The sequence below is a fragment of the Herbaspirillum rubrisubalbicans genome (assembly GCF_003719195.1).
In the GTDB taxonomy this organism is placed as follows: domain Bacteria; phylum Pseudomonadota; class Gammaproteobacteria; order Burkholderiales; family Burkholderiaceae_D; genus Herbaspirillum; species Herbaspirillum rubrisubalbicans.
The window spans coordinates 4,012,920-4,032,891 of the sequence record NZ_CP024996.1; the positions used below are offsets into that span (position 1 = coordinate 4,012,920).

21 protein-coding genes are annotated in these 19,972 nt (G+C 63.5%); 13 read left to right on the forward strand and 8 right to left on the reverse strand.

Annotated features, from left to right (window positions below; translation table 11 throughout):
• Positions 1–11: 11 nt before the first annotated feature.
• On the reverse strand, positions 12–161 hold the full coding sequence (locus RC54_RS25370; RefSeq protein WP_164471224.1) for a hypothetical protein: 150 nt from the start codon (positions 159–161) through the stop codon (positions 12–14).
• Positions 162–621: 460 nt separating this feature from the next.
• Between RC54_RS25370 and bla the strand changes: the two genes are divergently transcribed.
• Positions 622–1,521: a class A beta-lactamase gene (bla, locus tag RC54_RS17820; RefSeq protein ID WP_061790085.1), complete on the forward strand. Its 900-nt coding sequence runs from the start codon at positions 622–624 to the stop codon at positions 1,519–1,521.
• Between the two features lie 30 nt (positions 1,522–1,551).
• Here bla and RC54_RS17825 read toward each other — a convergent pair whose 3' ends face one another.
• Positions 1,552–2,295 (reverse strand): 2-keto-4-pentenoate hydratase, encoded by a 744-nt coding sequence (locus tag RC54_RS17825; protein WP_061790086.1) that lies wholly within the window; start codon positions 2,293–2,295, stop codon positions 1,552–1,554.
• A gap of 178 nt (positions 2,296–2,473) precedes the next feature.
• Between RC54_RS17825 and RC54_RS17830 the strand changes: the two genes are divergently transcribed.
• Both RC54_RS17830 and RC54_RS17835 read left to right on the forward strand, forming a co-directional pair.
• Positions 2,474–2,920: a MerR family transcriptional regulator gene (locus RC54_RS17830; protein ID WP_017453891.1), complete on the forward strand. Its 447-nt coding sequence runs from the start codon at positions 2,474–2,476 to the stop codon at positions 2,918–2,920.
• Positions 2,917–3,948 carry an aldo/keto reductase gene (locus RC54_RS17835; RefSeq protein ID WP_058896332.1) on the forward strand — a complete coding sequence of 344 codons (1,032 nt, stop codon included), beginning with the start codon at positions 2,917–2,919 and terminating at the stop codon, positions 3,946–3,948. Before RC54_RS17830 ends, RC54_RS17835 begins: the two co-directional genes overlap by 4 nt.
• A gap of 7 nt (positions 3,949–3,955) precedes the next feature.
• On the opposite strand, the gene RC54_RS17840 is transcribed toward RC54_RS17835, so the two are convergent.
• Entirely contained in the window at positions 3,956–4,594 is a 639-nt protein-coding gene (locus RC54_RS17840; RefSeq protein WP_017453893.1) for a carbonic anhydrase, read from the reverse strand.
• A 293-nt stretch (positions 4,595–4,887) separates the two neighbouring features.
• On the opposite strand from RC54_RS17840, the gene RC54_RS17845 reads away from it, so the two are divergent.
• Genes RC54_RS17845 through RC54_RS17855 form a run of 3 tightly spaced genes read left to right on the forward strand, consistent with a single transcriptional unit; the run spans position 4,888 to position 6,616 of the window.
• Positions 4,888–5,556, forward strand: a complete 669-nt coding sequence (locus RC54_RS17845; protein WP_058896333.1) for a CsgG/HfaB family protein — start codon at positions 4,888–4,890, stop codon at positions 5,554–5,556.
• Positions 5,557–5,585: 29 nt separating this feature from the next.
• Positions 5,586–5,957 (forward strand): DUF4810 domain-containing protein, encoded by a 372-nt coding sequence (locus RC54_RS17850; RefSeq protein WP_058896334.1) that lies wholly within the window; start codon positions 5,586–5,588, stop codon positions 5,955–5,957.
• Positions 5,954–6,616, forward strand: a complete 663-nt coding sequence (locus RC54_RS17855) for a DUF799 domain-containing protein (RefSeq protein ID WP_058896335.1) — start codon at positions 5,954–5,956, stop codon at positions 6,614–6,616. Before RC54_RS17850 ends, RC54_RS17855 begins: the two co-directional genes overlap by 4 nt.
• 77 nt (positions 6,617–6,693) lie before the next feature.
• Here RC54_RS17855 and RC54_RS17860 read toward each other — a convergent pair whose 3' ends face one another.
• From RC54_RS17860 to RC54_RS17875, 4 genes are all read right to left on the reverse strand, one after another.
• Positions 6,694–8,031 (reverse strand): sigma-54-dependent transcriptional regulator, encoded by a 1,338-nt coding sequence (locus tag RC54_RS17860; RefSeq protein ID WP_058896336.1) that lies wholly within the window; start codon positions 8,029–8,031, stop codon positions 6,694–6,696.
• The gene (locus RC54_RS17865) at positions 8,031–9,839 is read right to left on the reverse strand and encodes a sensor histidine kinase (RefSeq protein ID WP_061790087.1); all 1,809 of its coding nucleotides are present in this window, start codon (positions 9,837–9,839) and stop codon (positions 8,031–8,033) included. The genes RC54_RS17860 and RC54_RS17865 overlap by 1 nt, the downstream gene beginning before the upstream one ends.
• Positions 9,840–9,946: 107 nt before the next feature.
• Positions 9,947–11,350 (reverse strand): MFS family transporter, encoded by a 1,404-nt coding sequence (locus tag RC54_RS17870; RefSeq protein ID WP_058896338.1) that lies wholly within the window; start codon positions 11,348–11,350, stop codon positions 9,947–9,949.
• A 415-nt stretch (positions 11,351–11,765) separates the two neighbouring features.
• A complete protein-coding gene (locus RC54_RS17875; RefSeq protein ID WP_061790088.1) occupies positions 11,766–14,078 on the reverse strand; it encodes an NADP-dependent malic enzyme in 2,313 nt (770 codons plus the stop codon).
• 381 nt (positions 14,079–14,459) lie between these two features.
• On the opposite strand from RC54_RS17875, the gene thiL reads away from it, so the two are divergent.
• From thiL to RC54_RS17890, 3 genes are all read left to right on the forward strand, one after another.
• Entirely contained in the window at positions 14,460–15,425 is a 966-nt protein-coding gene (thiL, locus tag RC54_RS17880) for a thiamine-phosphate kinase (protein ID WP_058896340.1), read from the forward strand.
• The gene (locus RC54_RS17885) at positions 15,422–15,970 is read left to right on the forward strand and encodes a phosphatidylglycerophosphatase A family protein (protein ID WP_061790089.1); all 549 of its coding nucleotides are present in this window, start codon (positions 15,422–15,424) and stop codon (positions 15,968–15,970) included. The genes thiL and RC54_RS17885 overlap by 4 nt, the downstream gene beginning before the upstream one ends.
• Positions 15,971–16,109: 139 nt before the next feature.
• Positions 16,110–16,592, forward strand: a complete 483-nt coding sequence (locus tag RC54_RS17890; RefSeq protein WP_017455489.1) for a CinA family protein — start codon at positions 16,110–16,112, stop codon at positions 16,590–16,592.
• Between the two features lie 74 nt (positions 16,593–16,666).
• Here the strand turns inward: RC54_RS17890 and pyrF are convergent, their stop codons facing one another.
• The gene (pyrF, locus tag RC54_RS17895) at positions 16,667–17,485 is read right to left on the reverse strand and encodes an orotidine-5'-phosphate decarboxylase (protein WP_017453904.1); all 819 of its coding nucleotides are present in this window, start codon (positions 17,483–17,485) and stop codon (positions 16,667–16,669) included.
• Between the two features lie 165 nt (positions 17,486–17,650).
• On the opposite strand from pyrF, the gene RC54_RS17900 reads away from it, so the two are divergent.
• From RC54_RS17900 to RC54_RS25635, 4 genes are read left to right on the forward strand one after another with little or no spacing between them, the layout of a single operon-like run.
• Complete coding sequence (locus tag RC54_RS17900) at positions 17,651–18,244, forward strand: LemA family protein (RefSeq protein ID WP_017453905.1); 594 nt, start codon at positions 17,651–17,653, stop codon at positions 18,242–18,244.
• 18 nt (positions 18,245–18,262) lie between these two features.
• A complete protein-coding gene (locus tag RC54_RS17905) occupies positions 18,263–19,117 on the forward strand; it encodes a TPM domain-containing protein (protein ID WP_174526122.1) in 855 nt (284 codons plus the stop codon).
• A gap of 1 nt (position 19,118) precedes the next feature.
• Complete coding sequence (locus tag RC54_RS17910) at positions 19,119–19,652, forward strand: TPM domain-containing protein (RefSeq protein ID WP_061790090.1); 534 nt, start codon at positions 19,119–19,121, stop codon at positions 19,650–19,652.
• Between the two features lie 38 nt (positions 19,653–19,690).
• Entirely contained in the window at positions 19,691–19,966 is a 276-nt protein-coding gene (locus RC54_RS25635) for a hypothetical protein (RefSeq protein WP_061790091.1), read from the forward strand.
• The last annotated feature ends 6 nt before the right edge of the window (positions 19,967–19,972 follow it).

Sequence of the window (19,972 nt, forward strand, 5' to 3'; positions counted from 1 at the left end):
GCGCGCTGGTGTCAGCGGCGCTGATCGTCCTGCGACATGGTCGACAAGCCCGAATACAGACTGCAGCAGTGCGGTGCGCCGCGGTGCGAGCCCGTGTCCAGTTCACTGGAATCGTTGAGGTAATCGACCAGCTTGCGATAGAGATTTGCGAAGTATTGCATGATTGCCCCCTTTCACTGTTGGCAGATAGTGGCAGCCAGAGGCTGCCCACCTGTGCCGGTCTATCCAGATACGGCCCGGCACGAACCGTATAAATTGTTTATATCATTTATTCTATTTGGATGCAGAGCCGACGTCTATCAGGAATTGTCTGACATCTCTGCCACTGTTGCGCGTAATCATCAGTTCAGGCTTGCCTACAGGCGCCCTGAAGAGCCGTACCGGCTCTCTCGCAAAGTCGCTACGGGAGCGGATTTCCGACGTCGCGCATGAAAATGGCAGGGATCTCGGATGCATCAACAAGCTTCCCTCTCCCTCCCCAAAAGACAGGTCAGCAGCATCGCGAACAAACGTTCACTCGCACGGTCTTTCCATGCACCATCGCAACAGAACATCGCATCGTGACCAAGACCCCTGCCACCCTCTATCATGCTGCCCTAGCGTTATCACCAAGGAGAGCCCATGTTCAAACGCCGACATTTCCTGACCCTGGCGGCACTGACCGCCAGCGGATTGATCCATCGCAGTTGGGCTGCCGGCCCGCAGCAGGCCAGCCACAGCGTGGATGCCGCTGCCATCAGCGCGCGCCTGGCGCGGCTGGAAGCTGACATCGGGGGACGCCTGGGCGTCTCGCTGGTGGATACGGTCGGCGCTCGCCAATGGGGATATCGCGCCGATGAGCGCTTCCCCATGTGCAGCACCTTCAAGTGGCTGGCGGCGGCGGCCGTGCTGCGCCGGGTGGATGAAGGACGGGAGCAGTTGACGCGCCGCATCGTCTACCACCAGCGCGACCTGATCCCCTACTCGCCCACCACCGGCAAACATGTTGATGGCACTGGCCTATCCCTGGCGCAACTGTGCGAAGCGGCTGTGACGCTGTCCGACAATACAGCGGCCAACCTGATGCTGGCCAGCATGGGCGGTCCCGCTGGCATGACGGCCTTCGTGCGCACGCTGGGCGACGCCTTGACCCTGTTGGATCGCAACGAGCCGACCTTGAACCAAGCGGTGCCCGGCGATCCACGCGACACAACTACCCCGGCTGCCATGACCGCTGACCTGCAGCGCCTGGTGCTGGGCGATGTGCTCACACCGGCCTCACGAGCGCAGCTCACGCAATGGCTGCTGGCCAACCAGACCGGCGACAAGCGGGTGCGCGCCGGCCTACCGGCTGGCTGGAAAGTCGGCGACAAGACCGGCACCGGGCGCCTGGGCACGGCCAATGATGTGGGAGTGGCGTGGACACCGCAGGGCAAGCCGCTGCTGTTTGCGGTCTATCTCACTGAAAATGCCGCCGACGATGCACGGCGCGATGCCCTGCACGCCGAGGTCGGACGCTTGATTGCGCAGTTGATGAGCTAGGGGCTAAGGGCTAGGGGCTAGGGGCTAGCGTTAGCCGGCAAAGCGCAGCGATACGGCGCCTATGCCTTCCAGGGCGGCCTCGATCAACAGGCCGCCCCGCGCCAGTTGCAGGCCGGTGCAGGAACCGGTGGTGATGATCTGGCCACAGCGCCAGGGCTGGCCGCGGCGTGCGCAATGCTGCGCCAGCCATCCCAGCAGGGGCCACAGGTCAGCCGGATTGCCGCCGCTGGTGCGGGTCACCAGCTGGCCATCGATGGCCAGGCTGGCCGCGATCTGGCGCAGCGACAAGATCGCCGGCAACGGCTGCGCCTGGCCGAGCACCAACGCGCCGTGGCTTTGCAGGTCGGCCATGCTGGCCCAGGGATTGGTACAGGGTGGATGACCCAGACGGGTTTCCACCACTTCGATGGCAGGCAGGATGGCATCGAAGACGGTGCGCAATTCGGCTTCGTCCGGCACCTGCTCCCCGGGTGCGTAGTCGCGTCCCACGCGCAAGGCCAGTTCCACTTCCAGCCCGCGCATCCGCCATTGCGGCCCGCTCAGTTGCGTTCCAGATGACAGCACGCCGGACGCCGGCAGCGGCGCACAGCCAGGCAGGCTGCCATCGCCCTTGCTGCCGACCTTCCAGCCACCGACCGGCCCCAGGCGCCGCAATTGTGCATCCTGCACCGCATAGGCGGTCTCGGCATCGCCCACGGCCAGCCGGCGCCAGTCCAGGGCCAGGCCGCTATGACGGGCGTCGAGCAGAAGTTGGGTGGCGGCGTCGATGTGCATACCGGAAGTCTCCAAAGCAGATAGTCAATGCAGCGCGCATTGTACTGGCTGGCGAGAATGCCGCCCACTGCTGGGCAAGACAATGAACTCGCGGCCGCCAGCAGGTTCGCAGCGACACGCCGATAATGCAGCAACGGTGCTTGACTTAGAGCGCACTCCAACTTCTAGACTGGCTGCCATGACGACTTCCCTGACCATTGCCCAAGCGGCCCAGGCCACCGGCCTGTCGGTGCATACCCTGCGTTACTACGAACGCATCGGCCTGCTCGATCCGGTGGAACGACGCGACAACCACCACCGCCGCTACACCCAGGAAGACCTGAACTGGATCGCCTTCCTCAAGAAGCTCAAGGCCACCGGCCTGCCGGTGCGCGCCATGCTGCGCTATGCCGAGCTACGTCGCCAAGGCAATACGGTGCAAAGCGTCAGAGAGCGCAAGGCCATGCTGCAAATGCATACGCTCAACGTGCAACAGACCCTGGCCGAACTGCAGGACAACCTGGCGGTACTGCAACACAAGCTCGTCCTCTACCAAGAGCTGGAGCAGCAAGCCCAGGCCGCACAAGCAGGCGCCGGCAGCCACGCGGCACCACCCTCCCCTAGTGAAGAAAGGATTGCACCATGAGCGCCCCCATCACCTCCCACCTGCAACCGGATTCCCCGGTCGGCAGCCGCCGCCTGGGCAGCAACGGCCCGCTAGTCTCGGCCATCGGCCTGGGCTGCATGGGCATGAGCGATTTCTACGCCCGACGCGACGACGCCGAATCGCTGGCCACCATCGACCGCGCCCTGGAGCTGGGCATCAACCTGCTGGACACGGCCGACATGTACGGCCCCTACACCAACGAAGAACTGCTGGGCCGCGCCATCCAAGGCCGCCGCGACAAGTTCTTCATCGCCACCAAGTTCGGCATCCGGCGCGACCCGGCCGATCCGCAGGCGCGCGGCGTGGATGGCAGCCCAGCCTACATCCGCCAAGCGGTCGAAGGCAGCCTGCGGCGCCTGGGCGTGGACACCATCGACCTCTACTACCAGCACCGCATCGACCCGGCCACGCCCATCGAAGCCACCATGGGCGTGCTGGCCGACCTGGTACGCGCCGGCAAGATCCGCTACATCGGCCTGTCCGAAGCCTCGGCGGCCACGCTGGAGCGGGCGCACCGAGTGCATCCGGTGACCGCCTTGCAGAGTGAATATTCCTTGTGGACCCGTGATCCGGAAGCCGAGGTACTGGCCACCTGCCGCGCCCTGGGCATTGGCTTCGTGGCCTACAGCCCCTTGGGACGAGGCTTCCTGACCGGCGCCATCCAGCGCTTCGAGGATCTGGCCGAGGATGATTTCCGGCGCACCAATCCGCGCTTCCAGGGCGAGAATTTCGCTCGCAACCTGCGGCTGGTGGACAAAGTGAAGGAAATGGCAGAGCACCACGGCTGCACACCCAGCCAACTGGCACTGGCCTGGGTGATGGCCCAGGACCCGCATATCGTGCCGATCCCGGGGACCAAGCGACGGCGCTACCTGGAAGAAAATGCCGGTGCCTTCAATGTGAAGCTTTCTTCCGAAGACCTGCTGGCGCTGGAGGCCATCTTCCCGCGCGGTGTGGCGGCCGGCGCGCGCTATACCGAGGCCAGCATGAAGATGCTCAACGTCTAGGGCCGGTTCAGTCCTCGGTGTGGGCAGCCGGATGCAAGGCCAGCGGCACGAAGGTATTGGTGGCGGTGTCATGCGCCAGGATGGAGCCGGACTCGATGTCATAGACCCAGCCATGCAGGGCCAGCCGGCCCTGCGCCAGCGCCACCGCCACCGACGGATGGGTACGGATGTTGTTCAACTGGGCGATCACGTTTTCGCGCACCATGCCATCGATGCGGTCCTTTTCGGTCTCGTGGTGGCGCGATTCATTGATCATGCGCGCCGCATCGGTGTGGTGCAGCCAGTTGCGCACGGCCGGCATGTGGTCCAGGCAGGCGCAGGTCGCCACGGCGGTCATGGCGCCGCAGTCGGAATGGCCGCAGATGACGATGTCCGACACCTTCAACTGGGCCACCGCATACTCCACCGAGGCACTCACGCCGCCCGGCTCGGGACCGAAGGAAGGCACGATGTTGCCGGCGTTGCGGATGACGAACAGGTCGCCCGGTTCGCGTTGGGTCACCAGTTCGGGCACCATGCGGCTGTCCGAGCAGGAGATGAACAGGGCCGTGGGCGTCTGGCCATTGGCCAGGCTCTTGAACAGCTCCTTACGGGAGGGGAAGACATCCTGCTGGAAGCGCAGGAAACCATTGATGATGTCGCGCATGGTCGGGGGCCCTTGGGATTCTGGATAAAGACGACGTCGATCAATCACGTCAGCGCAGGATTATCGCCCGGAATCGACCTGACCGTTCCGGCAAGTCATTGCAAACGTAATAACGAATTACGCCTACCTGTTAAATTCCATCAAGAATTACAAGTTTTTCTAGAGACTTTTCATCCTATCCCCTGATAAAATTGCCGCCTCGAAACTAGACCGAGCGCAACGCGCGGTGCTTTCGAGTGCATTGAAGGGCAGCTCCCGCTGCCCTTATCAACATCAACGATTCGGGGAAATTTATGTTCAGCAGGTATGTCACGGCCGTGGCTGCGGTAGCCATGGTGACGGCGCTCGCGGGTTGCGCCACGGAGAATTCACGCAGTCTGCCGGTGGCCCAGGTGGCCAGCGCCCAGCAGGCGTATCAGGGGCCTCGCAGCCCGATCGCGGTGGGCAAGTTCGATAACCGTTCCAGCTATCTGCGCGGCATCTTCAATGATGGCGTGGACCGTCTGGGCGGCCAAGCCAAGACCATCCTGATCACCCATCTGCAGCAGAGCAACCGCTTCTCCGTGATGGACCGCGACAACATGGGCGAACTGGCCCAGGAAGCCAAGCTGAACAAGCAGACCCAGGCGCTCAAGGGGGCCAACTACGTGGTCACCGGTGACGTCACCGAATTCGGTCGCAAGGAAACCGGCGATCGCCAGCTCTTCGGCATCCTCGGTCGCGGCAAGTCGCAGGTAGCCTACGCCAAGGTCAGCCTGAACATCGTGGACGTGAACACCTCGCAGGTGGTCTACTCAGCCCAGGGCGCAGGGGAATACAGCCTGGGCAACCGAGAGATCATCGGCTTCGGCGGCACCGCCAGCTATGACTCCACGCTCAATGGCAAGGTGCTCGACCTGGCCATCCGCGAAGCCGTCCAGAACCTGGTCACCGGCATCGATTCCGGCGCATGGAAGCCCTGATACCCAAACACCGACACAAGAGACCGACCATGATGAACAAGAAGCTCGCCGCCGGGTTCGCCCTCGGCCTGGCGCTGACCTTGAGCGGCTGCGCCAAGCAACAGCAGAAGTCCCTCTACGGCTGGGGCAATTACCAGGACCAGCTCTACGAACACTTCAAGACCGAAGGCAACGGCAATGAAACCGAGATCGCTGCCCTGGAAGAAAACCTGCAGAAGATGCGCGCCAACAACGACGCCGTGCCGCCTGGCTACCATGCCCACCTGGGTATGCTGTACGCCGCCGTGGGCAAGGAAGACCAGTTGATCCAGGAATTGCAGACCGAAAAGGCCCTGTTCCCGGAATCGGCACCGTATATGGATTTCCTGATGCGCAACTACAAGAAGGGATTGAGCAAATGAGCTTGAGCAAATTCAAGGCGCTGGGCGCGCTGCTGCTGGTACTGCTGGCTTCAGGCTGCGCCACCCAGAAAAAATCGTATGACTATGCCGAGTACAAGGCCGCGCGTCCGGCCTCGATCCTGGTGCTGCCGCCGATGAACAGTTCTTCCGAAGTGATCGCACCCTATGGCATGTTGGCGCAAGCCACGCTGCCGCTGGCCGAATCGGGTTACTACGTGATCCCGGTGTCGCTGGCCGCCGAGACCTTCAAGCAGAACGGTCTGGCCAACGCCGCCGACATCCACGAGGTGCCGGTCAAGAAGCTGCATGAGATCTTCGGTGCCGATGCGGCGCTGTACATCAACATCACCGACTATGGCACCTCCTACAAGGTGGTGCAGAGCGACACGGTGGTGGCCGCCGAAGCCAAGCTGATCGATCTGCGCTCGGGCAAGACGCTGTGGCAGGGCTCGGCCAGCGCCTCCAGTGCCGAACAGCGGCAGAACCAGAACAACGGCCTGCTGGGGATGCTGATCTCGGCGGTGGTCAACCAGATCATCAGCACCACCACCGACGCCAGCTACAAGATGGCAGCCGTCACCAGCAATCGTCTGCTGCGTGCCGGTGGCAACAATGGCCTGCTGTACGGCCCGCGTTCGCCGCAATACCAGAAGGACTGAGCCGGCACGCGGTAGCACGACCGTGATGCAAAACAGAACGCCGCTGCAGGCAAGCCTCGCAGCGGCGTTTTTTCGTCTCAGGTGCCTGCCAGTTGGTACTTGCGGATCTTGTCGTAGAGCGTCTTCCTGGGAATACCCAGCCGCTCGGCCGCCAGCGCCACACTACCCTCGCTGTCCTTGAGGGCGGCGGCAATCAGTCCCGCCTCGAATTGCTCCACCTGCTCCGGCAGCGGCAAGGCCGGCTGCGCACCGACGGGCAAGCCAGTGCCAGCCATCTGCTCCACCCCCAGCACCCAGCGATCGGCGAAGTTGCGCAATTCGCGCACGTTGCCGGGCCACTCGCGTTGCTGCCATTGCTGCATCTGCGCCGCCGTCCAGGGCGGTACCTCGCGCCGATAGCGCACTGCGGCAGCCTGGCAGAAATGCGCCAGCAACAAGGGAATGTCACTGCTGCGCTGGTGCAGCGCCGGCAGGTCGATGGCGACCACACCGATACGGTAATACAGGTCTTCCCGGAACTGGCCCTGGCCCGCGAGCTTCAACAGGTCAACCTTGCTGGCGGCCACCACGCGACAATCGATGGCCACCGATTCATTACCGCCCAGCCGCTCCAGCCGGCGCTCCTGCAGCACCCGCAAGAGCTTGACCTGCAAGGCCAACGGCATACTCTCGATTTCATCCAGGAACAGCGTGCCGCCGTGGGCATATTCCAGCTTGCCGATGCGGCGCTTCTGGGCACCAGTGAAGGCGCCGGCTTCATGGCCGAAGATTTCACTTTCGAACACCGTCTCCGGCAATGCCCCGCAATTCAAGGCCACGAACGGTCCTTTGCGGCCGCTGGCGGCGTGCAATTGGCGCGCCACCACTTCCTTGCCGCTGCCGGTCTGACCATTGATGAGGACATCGACATCGGCCGGCCCCAGGCTACGGATGAGGGTGCGCACGCGCTCGATGGCCGGTGACTGGCCCACCAATGGCGGCAACTCCGGGTCTTGTGCCCAGGCTTCGCGCAGGCGGCGATTTTCCAATACCAGGCTGCGCTTTTCCTGGGCGCGCAAGGCGATCTCGAGCAGGCTGTCGGAGCCGAAGGGCTTTTCCACGAAATCGTAGGCACCGGCGCGCATGGCCTCCACCGCCATGCCGACGTCGCCATGGCCGGTGACCACGATCACCGGCAAATCGGCATCAATGGCTACCACATGGGCCAGCACCTGTAACCCCGACCAGCCGGGCAGGCGCACATCGGTCACCAGCACACCCGGAAAATCCCGGGTCAACAGCGGCAAGGCCTCTTCTGCACTGGCGCAGGCGGTCACCGTAAACCCTTCCAGTTCCAATGCCTGGGCGGTGGCGCGGCGCACCGCCTGTTCATCTTCGATCAGGATGGCGCTGGGGGCAGCGGCGGGTGTATCCATCAATTCTCCGTCTTCAACAGCGGCAGGCGCACCACGAATTCGGCGCCTCCTTGTTCATGATTATGCGCGCTCAACTGACCATTCATGGCTTGCACGATGGAGGAGGAAATCGCCAGCCCCAACCCCAGCCCCTTGCTGGACGACTTAGTCGTAAAGAAGGGCTCGAACAAGTGCGGCGCCACCTCGTCAGCAATGCCGGGGCCCGAGTCGCGGATGCTCACCAGCGCCTGCTGGCGGAGCGGATCTGCTTGCAGCAGCACGCAGATGCACTTGCGCGGCGCCTCTTCCACCGCATCCAGGGCATTGCGCAAGAGGTTGATGAGCACCTGCTCGGTGCGCACGGCGTCGCCCATGACCAGCACGGCCGGCTCGCCCTCGATGCGCACTTGCACGTCCTGCTTCTGAAAGTCGCTGGAGAGCAGCAGCACCGAAGCCTCGATGGACTGGCGCAGGTCGACCGCAGCCACCGCCTCGCCACTCTTGCGGGCAAAGCCCTTCAACTGGCCGATGATCTTGCCCATGCGGGCGCTGGCGTGGCTGATATGTTCCAGGTTCTCGGCCACCTGCACGGTCTGGCCGCGCGCCAGGAACTTGAGCGAATTGTCGGCAAAGGCGCGGATGGCTGCCAGCGGCTGGTTCAGTTCATGCGTCACACCGGCCGCCATCTGGCCCAGCATGGCCAGCTTGCCGGCCTGCACCAGCTCGTTCTGGGTAGTGCGCAGCAGGCTTTCGGTCTGCTGCAGCTTGGCATACTTGGCGGCGATGGCCTGGTTGGCGGCGGTCAGTTCTTCGGTACGCTGGGCGATTTTCTGGTCCAGCTCCTGGGCAGCGCGGCGCAGTGCATCGCGCGAGGCCAACCGCTCCTGCAGGCGGCGCCGATGCTGGTACCAGGCCAACAGCGAAATGGCCAGCGCCAGCATGAACAAGGCCGCCGCCAGCGCCCACAGCAGGGCCGTGCGCTGCATCTGCGCCTGCGAGGGAAACAGCATCAATTGCCAGCCCAGCCGCCCCACCGGCCGCGAGACGTGCGTCCCGAAGCCACGCTGCAAGGCCGCAGGCAAGGCCGACACCGGAGTAATGGGCAGGTCCGCATATTGATGGGTGCCCGCAAGCTCACGCTGCACCGGCGCGCTCAGGGCTTGCAGGCTGTGGTACTTCCACTCGGGACGATTGCTCAGGAACACCACGCCGCCGGCATCGGTCAGCGTGATCGGATCGCTGCTGCTGCGCCAGGTGTGTTCGAACTCGGCCAGATCGACCTTGACCACCATCACGCCGATGGGCAAGTCACCCTCGGCCTGGTCCTGACGGCGGTAGATCGGCTGGGCGATGAAATAGCCCGGTTCGCTGGAGATGTTGCCGATGCCGTAGAAGCGCCCGGCCCGCCCCTGGATCGCCTCGCGGAAATAAGGCCGGAAACCGAAATCGCGGCCAACGAAACTGAATTCATCATCCCAGTTGCTGGAAGCCAGGGTCAATCCGTGGCGATTGAGCATGAAGATATTGACCGCCCGCGATTGCTGCTGGATGGTCTTGAAGGCGCGATTGAGGCGGTCCACCGCCAGCGCATCCTCAGGATGCTGCAAGACCTGGCGCACATCGGACTGGAAGCCCAGCGCGAAAGGCAGGGCTTCATACTTCTGCAGGATCGATTCCAGGTCCAATGCGGCGATCTGCAATTGCGCCGCGCCCTGGGCCTGCTGATCGACCTCGGCACGGCCCAGGGCCACGCGATAAGTGAGGCCGCACACCAGCAAGGTGGTGGCGAGCAATACCGTCAGGATCAGCAGATTACGTCGGGCTCTCATGCATTCTTGGGGATCAAAGCAACGCGGCGCCCCGCAGGGCGCCGCGCAGAAGGCATCATGATAACGCGAGCGGCAAGGCCGGCGCGTCCTGCTGCCACAACACCGGATCAGGCCGGTTTGTGCAGCTTGCCGGTATCGAGATCGTCGTGGGCTTCATCCGGGTTCATGGCGACATCGCCCTTGAGGTGGCCATCACGCTGCGGGTCGGGCATCCGCAAGCTGATGATCAGTGCCACCAGGCACAGGGCGCTCACGTACCAGTAGAAGGCCGATTCCACCCCGACCGACTTCAACGACAGCGCCACGAACTCGGCCGAACCGCCGAAGATGGCATTGCCCACCGCGTAGGACAGGCCCACGCCCAGCGCGCGCACTTCAGGCGGGAACATCTCGGCCTTGATCAGGCCGCTGATGGAGGTATAGAAACTGACGATGGTCAGCGCCAGGATCGCCAGCGCCATGGCCACGCCGGGGCTGCTCACGTCTTTCAGGAAGTGCAGGATGGGGAAGGTGCAGACCATGCCCAGGAAGGAGAAGCACAGCATGGAATTGCGCCGGCCGATCTTGTCCGAGATGGCGCCGAAGATCGGTTGCAGGATCATGTAGACGAACAGCGCGCCGGTCATGACGCCATTGGCCATCTTCGGGTCCATGCCGGCGGTGTTGACCAGGTACTTCTGCATGTAGGTGGTGAAGGTGTAGAACATCAGCGAACCACCGGCGGTAAAGCCCACCACGTTGAGGAAGGCGCGCTTGTGCTGCAGCAAACCCTTGATCGTGCCGGCGTCCTTCTTCTTGCGGGCGCCAGCCGAGGAGGTCTCGGCCAGCGAGCTGCGCAGGTACATCGCCACCAGCGCACCGACGGCACCCAGCACGAAGGGAATGCGCCAGCCCCAGGCCATCAGTTCAGCCTTGGACAGCCACTGCTGCATGGCGAACAGCACCAGCACCGCCAGCAACTGGCCGCCGATCAGGGTCACGTACTGGAAGGAGGCGAAGAAGCCGCGGCGGCCATTGGGTGCCACTTCGCTCATGTAGGTGGCCGAGGTGCCGTATTCACCTCCGACCGACAGGCCCTGGAACAGGCGCGCCAGCAGCAGCAGCGCCGGCGCCCAGGCACCGATCGTGGCATAGGTCGGCATGATGGCCACGGCCAGCGAACCGCCGCACATCATCAGCACCGAGATCAGCATGGAGGTCTTGCGGCCGTGCTTGTCGGCGATGCGGCCAAAGAGCCAGCCACCGATGGGACGCATCAGGAAACCGGCGGCGAACACGCCAGCGGTGTTCAACAACTGGCTGGTGGCATCGCCCTTGGGGAAGAAGGCCGGGGCGAAATAGATGGCGCAGAAGGAATAGACATAGAAGTCGAACCATTCGACCAGGTTGCCCGAGGAAGCGCCAAGGATGGCGAAGATGCGTTTGCGGTACTCTGCCGCGCTCAGTGGTGTGCTTGCTGTGGTCGCCGATGGCGTAGTGTTCTGCGTGCTCAGTGGCGTGCTATGGCTCATGCCTATCTCCTGTGTGGGCCGCGTGAGGTGGGCGGCGGGTCATCTTGCTTTGGTGGAACCGGAACAAGGCAAACCGCAGAGGCGACCCGAGGCCAGGCGCAGGAAGACGATGCGAGCGCATCAGGTGAAGTCTCCGTGTTTGCTTTTTTGTTTTGATATTCATATTGCAGGCTTCGTGCCAGCACGAAAAGAATGGCACAAAACAAATAAGCCATTGATTTGAAATGATTTTTTAAAAACAGGAAGAAATCCATCCATCGAGCCGGTGCGGATTCCCGGAATGCTGCTGCGCCGCATGTCCGACAATCCATCCAGACGTGCTACGCCGCAACGCCGGCCAATGAAAAACGGCGCATGTCTTGCGACATGCGCCGTTGAGCGATCAAGCAACGATCAAGCCAGCATCAAACAGCGATCAACGCTCCGAGATCGCATCCATGACGCACAGGGCGGTCATGTTGATGATGCGGCGCACGGTGGCCGAGGGTGTCAGGATGTGGACCGGCTTGGCGCAACCCAGCAGGATGGGGCCAATGGCCACACCGTTGCCGGAGGCAGTCTTGAGCAGGTTGTAGGCGATGTTGGCGGCATCGATGTTGGGCATGACCAGCAGGTTGGCGTCGCCCTTCAACGGTGAATCCGGGATCACCGCATTCAACAGCTTGGAGTCCAGCGCGGTGTCGCCGTGCATTTCGCCATCCACTTCCAGCTCCGGCGCGATTTCGCGCAGGATCGCCAGCGCCTCGCGCATCTTGCGGGCCGATTCATTGTTGCTGGAACCGAAGTTGGAATGCGACAGCAGCGCGGCACGCGGATGCAGGCCGAAGCGACGCATTTCCTCGGCAGCCAGCATGGTGATCTCGGCCAGTTCGCGGGCGTTGGGGTTTTCGTTGACGTGGGTGTCCACCATCACCAGTTGGCGATTGGGCAGAATCACCGCGTTCATGGCGGCGTACACGTTCACGCCTGCGCGCTTGCCCAGCACCTGGTCGATGTAGTGCAGGTGCAGCTGGGTGGTGCCGTAGGTGCCGCAGATCAGGCCATCGGCATCGCCCTTGTGGATCGCCATGGAACCGATCAGGGTATGGCGGCGACGCATTTCCAGCTTGGCGTATTGCTCGGTGACGCCCTTGCGACGCGACATCTCCAGGAAGGTCTGCCAGTAGTCGCGATAACGGCTGTCGAAGTTGGGGTTGATGACCTCGAAGTCGACCCCGGCGCGCAGGCGCAGGCCGAACTTCTGGATGCGCTGTTCCAGCACTTCCGGACGGCCCACCAGAATCGGCTTGGCCAGGTTTTCATCGACCACCACCTGCACCGCGCGCAGCACGCGCTCTTCTTCGCCTTCGGCGTAGACGATGCGCTTCTGGGCTTCGGCAGCCTTCTTGGCGACCTGGAAGATCGGACGCATGAAGGTGCCGCTGTGATAGACGAACTGTTCCAGCTTCTCGATGTAGGCATCCATGTCCTGGATCGGACGGGCGGCCACACCCGAGCTTTGGGCGGCACGGGCCACGGCCGGCGCGATCTTGATCATCAGGCGCGGGTCGAAGGGCTTGGGAATGATGTATTCCGGGCCGAAGGACAGGTTGGCGATGCCATAGGTCGAGGCCACGATATCGGATTGCTCGGCCTGGGCCAGCTCGGCGATGGCGTGTACCGTGGCGATCTCCATCTCGCGCGTGATGGTGGTGGCGCCCGAGTCGAGCGCACCGCGGAAGATGTAGGGGAAGCACAGCACGTTATTGACCTGGTTCGGATAGTCCGAACGGCCGGTGGCGATGATGGCGTCGTCACGCACGGCCATCACTTCTTCCGGCAGGATTTCCGGGGTCGGGTTGGCCAGCGCCAGCACCAGCGGACGGGCCGCCATCTGCTTGACCATCTCGGGCTTCAACACGCCGGCAGCCGACAGGCCCAGGAAGATGTCCGCATCGGGGATCACTTCGGCCAGGGTACGGGCCTCGGTTTCGCGGGCGAAACGTTCCTTGTCCGGGTCCATCAACTCCTTGCGGCCCTTGTAGACCACACCGGCCAGGTCGGTGACGAAGATATTCTCGATCGGGAAGCCCAGATCGACGATCAGGTCCAGGCAGGCCAGCGCAGCGGCGCCCGCGCCGGAGACCACCAGCTTGACGTTCTTGATGTCCTTGCCCACGACCTTCAGGCCATTGAGGATGGCCGCGCCGACGATGATGGCAGTGCCGTGCTGGTCATCGTGGAAGACCGGGATCTTCATCTTTTCGCGCAGCTTGCGCTCGATGTAGAAGCACTCCGGGGCCTTGATGTCTTCCAGGTTGATGCCGCCAAAGGTCGGCTCCAGAGCCGCGATGACGTCGATCAGCTTGTCCGGGTCGGTCTCGTTGACCTCGATGTCGAAGACGTCGATGCCGGCGAACTTCTTGAACAGCACGCCCTTGCCTTCCATCACCGGCTTGGAGGCCAGCGCGCCGATGTTGCCCAGGCCCAGCACGGCGGTACCGTTGCTGATGACGGCCACCAGGTTGCCACGGGCGGTATAGCGGAAGGCGTTGAGCGGATCGGCCACGATTTCTTCGCAGGCCGCGGCCACGCCGGGAGAATACGCGAGGGACAGATCACGCTGGTTGGTCAGCAGCTTGGTAGGCGTGACGGCGATCTTGCCCGGGGTCGGAAACTCGTGGTAGTCCAGTGCTGCCTGACGAAGTTGCTGACGCACTTCTTCTTTCTTACTGATCATCGAATCCATACTCTGTATTCTCTAGTTGACTTGCGAAGGGGGTCGATTCTAGCAGAGGTCAGCCCTCAATCATAGGCCACCGGCCTCATGCTGCCCCGCGCAAAGCCTTTTCGGGACTGGCTTTGCGGGGTTTCCACGGGATTCCATGATGACCGCGAACATGCTCTTTCAGCGGTCAGATGACGTCCGTTTGTCGTCCGATACGCGCAATTGCGCACAGCTTGATTTGCGCTGACACAGGCTGCCACCGGCTCCGCATCATCGGTATTGGGGAAAACCCCTAGCGCGGTATCTCGCTGCGGCGCAACATCGTGCAGGAAGGGAACATGATGGCAACGTGGAGCGGATATTGTGCGCCTGAAGCGATGACGGATTGGTTACAATCGCGCCATGCTTTCCGAATTCGAACTCATCGCGCGCTACTTCAGCCGCCCGCCCGCCCCCGACAGCCGCACGGCGCTCGGCGTGGGCGACGACTGCGCGCTGATGACGCCGGCCCCGGGGATGCAACTGGCCATCTCCAGCGACATGCTGGTAGAAGGCCGCCACTTCTTCCCCGATGCCGACCCGCACACGCTGGGCCACAAGTGCCTGGCGGTCAATCTCTCCGACCTGGCCGCCATGGGCGCGCAGCCGATTGCCTTCACGCTGGCCCTGGCGCTGCCGCAAGCCCGCGCCGAATGGCTGGCACCGTTCTCGCAGGGCATGTTGGCGCTGGCCGACCAGCACGGCTGCGAACTGATCGGCGGCGATACCACCAAGGGGCCGCTGACCATCAGCATCACCGTCTTCGGTGAAGTACCGCCGCAACAAGCACTGCGCCGCGATGCTGCCCGTGCGGGTGACGACATCTGGGTCTCCGGCACGCTGGGCGATGCACGGCTGGCGCTGGCCGGCTACCGTCAGGAGTTCGAGGTCCATCCCGAGCAACTGCAACAGGCCGCGCCCCGGATGCACGCCCCCACTCCGCGCGTGGCGCTGGGGCTGGCCTTGCGCGGCATCGCCCATGCCGCCATCGACATTTCGGACGGCCTGGCCGGCGACCTGGGCCACATCCTGGCGCGCTCACGCGTAGGCGCCACGCTGGATGTGGATGCCCTGCCCAGTGGCGCAGCGCTGCAACAGCGCGACCTGCACCTGCGGCGCCGCTTCACGCTCTCCGGTGGCGACGATTACGAACTCTGCTTCACCGCCCCGGCGCGCCAGCGCGAGGCGGTGCAGAAGGCGGCCCACGCCGCCGGCACGGCCGTCACCCGCATCGGTCGCATTGATGCCCAGACCGGGCTGCGCCTGCTGGACGCGGCCGGCGAGCCGCTACAGGAGACCCCGGATTCCTTCGATCATTTCCGTTCATGAACCAAGCTTCTTCGCCCTTCCCGCCGCCCCCCTCGGCCTCTCCCCGCAAACGCAAGCCCACCCCGCACTTCATGCTGGCCCATCCGGCGCACTGGATCGCCCAGGGCTTCGGCAGCGGCCTCTCGCCCATCATGCCGGGCACGGCCGGTACGCTCTTCGCATGGCTCTCGTATGCGGTGCTGTGCACGCGCTGGCCGCAGGTATTCACCGCCGCCAACTGGCTGGTCATCATCGCGGCCGGTTTCATCATCGGCATCTGGGCCTGCCATCGCACCGGCCTGGCCTTGAATTCACCCGATGACGGCAGCATGGTGTGGGATGAAATCATCGCCTTCTGGCTGGTGCTGGTGCTGGTGACGCCAGCCAGCCTGAAGACGCAGTTGGCGGCCTTCCTGGTGTTCCGCTTCTTCGACATGGTCAAGCCGCCACCGATTGCCTGGTTCGACCGCCATTTCAAGGGCGGCTTCGGAGTGATGTGGGATGACATCGTGGCAGCCTTCTATACGCTGCTGGTGTTTGCGTTTTGGCACACCTATTGGCAATGAGAAGTGAACAATCGGTCTTTGTCCGATACAACAAATCCTGACATCGGAGTATGCTAGCTCGCGCAAGTTGTTGATCAACCGACCGCAGTGCGCCGGCGACCTGGCGCCAGACTGCGGCACAGCCGAGGAGATGACACTCATGGACAGCACCCTGGACCTGGCCACCCGCGTTGGCCACACCCTCAAATCCAAAGGCCTGCTGCTGGCCACTGCCGAATCCTGTACCGGTGGCGGCATCGCCCATGCCATCACGGAAATCGCCGGATCCTCGGAATGGTTCGACTGCGGCTTCGTCACCTATTCGAACGCTTCCAAGAACGAATTGCTGGACATTTCCGAAGCCCTGATCGCCCAGCATGGCGCCGTCAGTGAAGAGATTGCCGGGGCCATGGCCGAAGGCGCGGTGGCCAACAGCAACTCGGATGTGGCCGTCTCCACTACCGGCATCGCCGGCCCGGGCGGCGCCGTGCCGGGCAAGCCGGTGGGTACCGTCTGCTTCGGCTGGCGCGTGGGCGAGAAAACCTATACCGAGCGCCTGGTGTTCAAGGGCGACCGCCAGCAGGTGCGCGCCCAGACTGTCGAACATTCGCTCAAGGGATTGCTGAAGCTGCTGGCAGACTGAAAGCATCGAAGATGAACAAAAAGGCGGCGCTCCCCTGGGAGTCGCCGCCTTTTCTTCATATAGGCTGGCGCCAATCAGCGGAAGCGGTTGATGGCGTCACGCGTCTCGATCGCCACGCGGCGCGCCGCAGCGGCGAAATCCTCACCGGCCTCAGGCTTGGCGTAGAGGATGGCACGTGAAGAATTGATCATCATGCCGGTACCCGAGGCGGTCTTGCCGGCATTGACCGTGGCTTGCACGTCGCCGCCCTGGGCGCCCACGCCCGGCACCAGCAAGGGCATGTCGCCGATGATAGCGCGCACCTGCGCCAGTTCCTGCGGGAAGGTGGCGCCGACCACCAGGCCGCACTGGCCATTGGTATTCCATTTCTCGGCCACCAGGCGCGCCACGTGCTGGTACAGCGGCTTGCCATCGACTTCCAGGAATTGCAAGTCCGAGCCACCAGCGTTGGACGTGCGACACAGCACGATCACGCCGCGATCCTTCCATTCCAGGTAGGGCGAGACCGAATCCCAGCCCATGTAGGGGCTGACCGTGACGACATCAGCGTCATAGCGCTCGAAGGCTTCGCGCGCGTATTGTTCGGCGGTGGCGCCGATGTCGCCGCGTTTGGCATCCAACACCAGGGGGATATCCGGGTACTGGCTGCGCAGGTAGGCGCAGATGCGCTCCAGTTGCTCTTCCGCGCCCAGCGCGGCGAAATAGGCGATCTGCGGCTTGAAGGCACAGGCGGCGTCGGCGGTGGCATCGATGATGGCGCGGCAGAATTCGAAGATGGCGTCGGGCTTGCCTTGCAGCTCGGCGGGGAATTTCTTGAGGTCGGGGTCCAAGCCCACGCACAGCAGGGAATTGCGCGAGGTCCAGGCGGCGTTGAGTTTCTCGATGAATGTCACGGTGATGCCTTTAACTGAAAGATGCGCTATTGTAGCGCGCCGGCCTGCCCCAACCTCGATTTTTGACTGATGTTCAGCGGTTTTCCCGGAACATCGGGCACTTCACGAGGCTTTTATGGTCACACGCGCTCCCTTTGCTTCACTTTTGCTACGAGGAAAGACAACATGAAAAAACTCTTCGCCTGGCTGGCCATTGCCATCACCGCCCTCACCCTCTCCGGCTGCGGCTACAACGAATTCCAGGCCAAGGATGAAGCCACCAAGGCCGCCTGGGGTGAAGTGGTCAACCAGTACCAGCGCCGCGCCGACCTGATCCCCAACCTGGTCAACACCGTCAAGGGCTACGCCTCGCATGAGAAGGACACGCTGGAAGCCGTCACCCGCGCCCGCGCTGCGGCCACCAGCTTCCAGATCACGCCCGAGGTCTTGAACGACCCCAAGGCTTTCGCCAAATTCCAGGAAGTGCAAGGCCAGTTGTCCTCGGCGCTGTCGCGCCTGATGGCGGTTTCCGAGAATTACCCGCAACTGAAGGCCGACACCAGCTTCCGCGACCTGCAGTCGCAACTGGAAGGCACCGAGAACCGCATCACCGTGGCCCGTCAGCGCTATATCGCCGCGGTGAAGGATTACAACATCCTGGCCCGCAGCTTCCCCACCAACATCACGGCCAAGCTGTTCAGCTATGAAGTCAAACCCTCCTTTACCGTGGAAAACGAAAAAGCCATCTCGACCGCCCCCACGGTCAACTTCGGCAAGTAAGCGGGAGCCCGATTGGCCATGCGCAAGCTGCTCCTGACCTGCTGGCTACTGGCGTGCATCGCCTTGGTCGGCCCGGCCCGCGCCGATGACGGCCTGGTGGCAGTGCCACCGTTGTCGGCCCACGTGATCGACCAGATCCACCTGCTGCAGCCGCAGCAGCGTCAGGCGCTCGAAGGCGTGCTGGCCGAGATCGAACAGCGCACCGGCAGCCAGATCGCCGTGCTGCTGATGGCCTCCACCGCCCCGGAAGCCATCGAGCAATACAGCATCCGCGTGGCCGAGGCCTGGAAGCTGGGGCGCAAGGGTGTCGACGATGGCGTGATCCTGATCGTCGCCAAGGACAACCCCAAGTCGCTGCGCCGCCTGCGCATCGAAGCCGGACGCGGGGTGCAGGGCAGCCTCACGGACGCGCAATCCAAGCGCATCCTGGAAGACGTGATCGCCCCGCACTTCCGCCAGAACGATTTCTATGGCGGCCTGGCCGCGGGCGTGACCGCCATCACCACCCTGCTGGAACAGGAACAGTTGCCCCCGGCCAAGCGCCAGGCCGGCGCCGCCCATGCCGATAATAGCGGTGGCTGGATCACGCTGATGGTGATCGTACTGTTCCTGGTGGTGTTCTTTGCCATGCTGCTCAAGTCGCGCCGCACTGCCCGCAACAACCTGGCCAGCAATGACTGGGGACGGGGCAGCAGCACCACGGCCGGCGTCATCATCGGCAGCCTGGTCGATGAAGCCTTGCGTCAGGCCAGCTCCGGACGCGGCTGGCCGCGCTCGGGAGGCGGCGGTGGCTTCGGCGGCGGTTCCTCCGGGGGCGGCTTCTCTGGGGGCGGTGGCACTTTTGATGGCGGCGGCGCCTCGGGAGACTGGTGACATGGCGCACAACAACACATCCCCTTCCCTGCTGGCACGTCTGCTGCGTCACCTGCGGATGAGCCGGGCAGCGGCCCGCCGGGCCTTCCCCTCGACCACGCTCAAGGCCATCCAGGCCAGTATCGGCGCGGGTGAACAGACCCACCGCGCGCAAGTGCGGGTGATCGTCGAAGCCGCGCTGTCGCTGGGTGCGGTGCGACGCGGCGAAACGGCGCGGCAACGCGCGCATGAACTGTTCGCCCGCTATCGCATCTGGGATACCGAAGAAAACTGCGGCGTGCTGGTCTACATCAACCTGGCCGACCGCAAGGTGGAGATCATCGCCGACCGCGGCATCAGCGCCCGGGTCGCGCGCGAGCAATGGCAGCAGCTGTGCCATACCATGACGGCCGGTTACGCCCAGGGTCACTACGAGCGCAGCACCCTGCAAGCCCTGGCGGACTTGCACGACATTCTCAGGACCGTCCTGCCGCGTGGGAACGATACCGACGGCAAGGTGACTAACGAACTCTCCGACAAACCACTGCTGCTCTAGCGCCACACCAAGAAAGGCCGCAGGCAGCCCCTTCTCACATGCGCGTCCTGAGCAACCTGCTGTCGCTATTCATGATCGTGATGGTCGTCTGGTTCGGGCTGGCCGTCATTGCCACCATCATTGATGCCATCACCGGCAATCTCCAGCCCGAACCCTTTCTCGGCGAGAGTGACGCCGGCAGTGGTGGCACCGGCCCCCTCTCTGACAACCACGGCAGCGCCGGCTGTGACAGCCACGGCGGTGGCGACTGCGGTGGGGGTGGTGACGGTGGAGGAGGCGGTGACGGTGGAGGCGGCGGCGGGGGCGGCGATTAAGTCCCC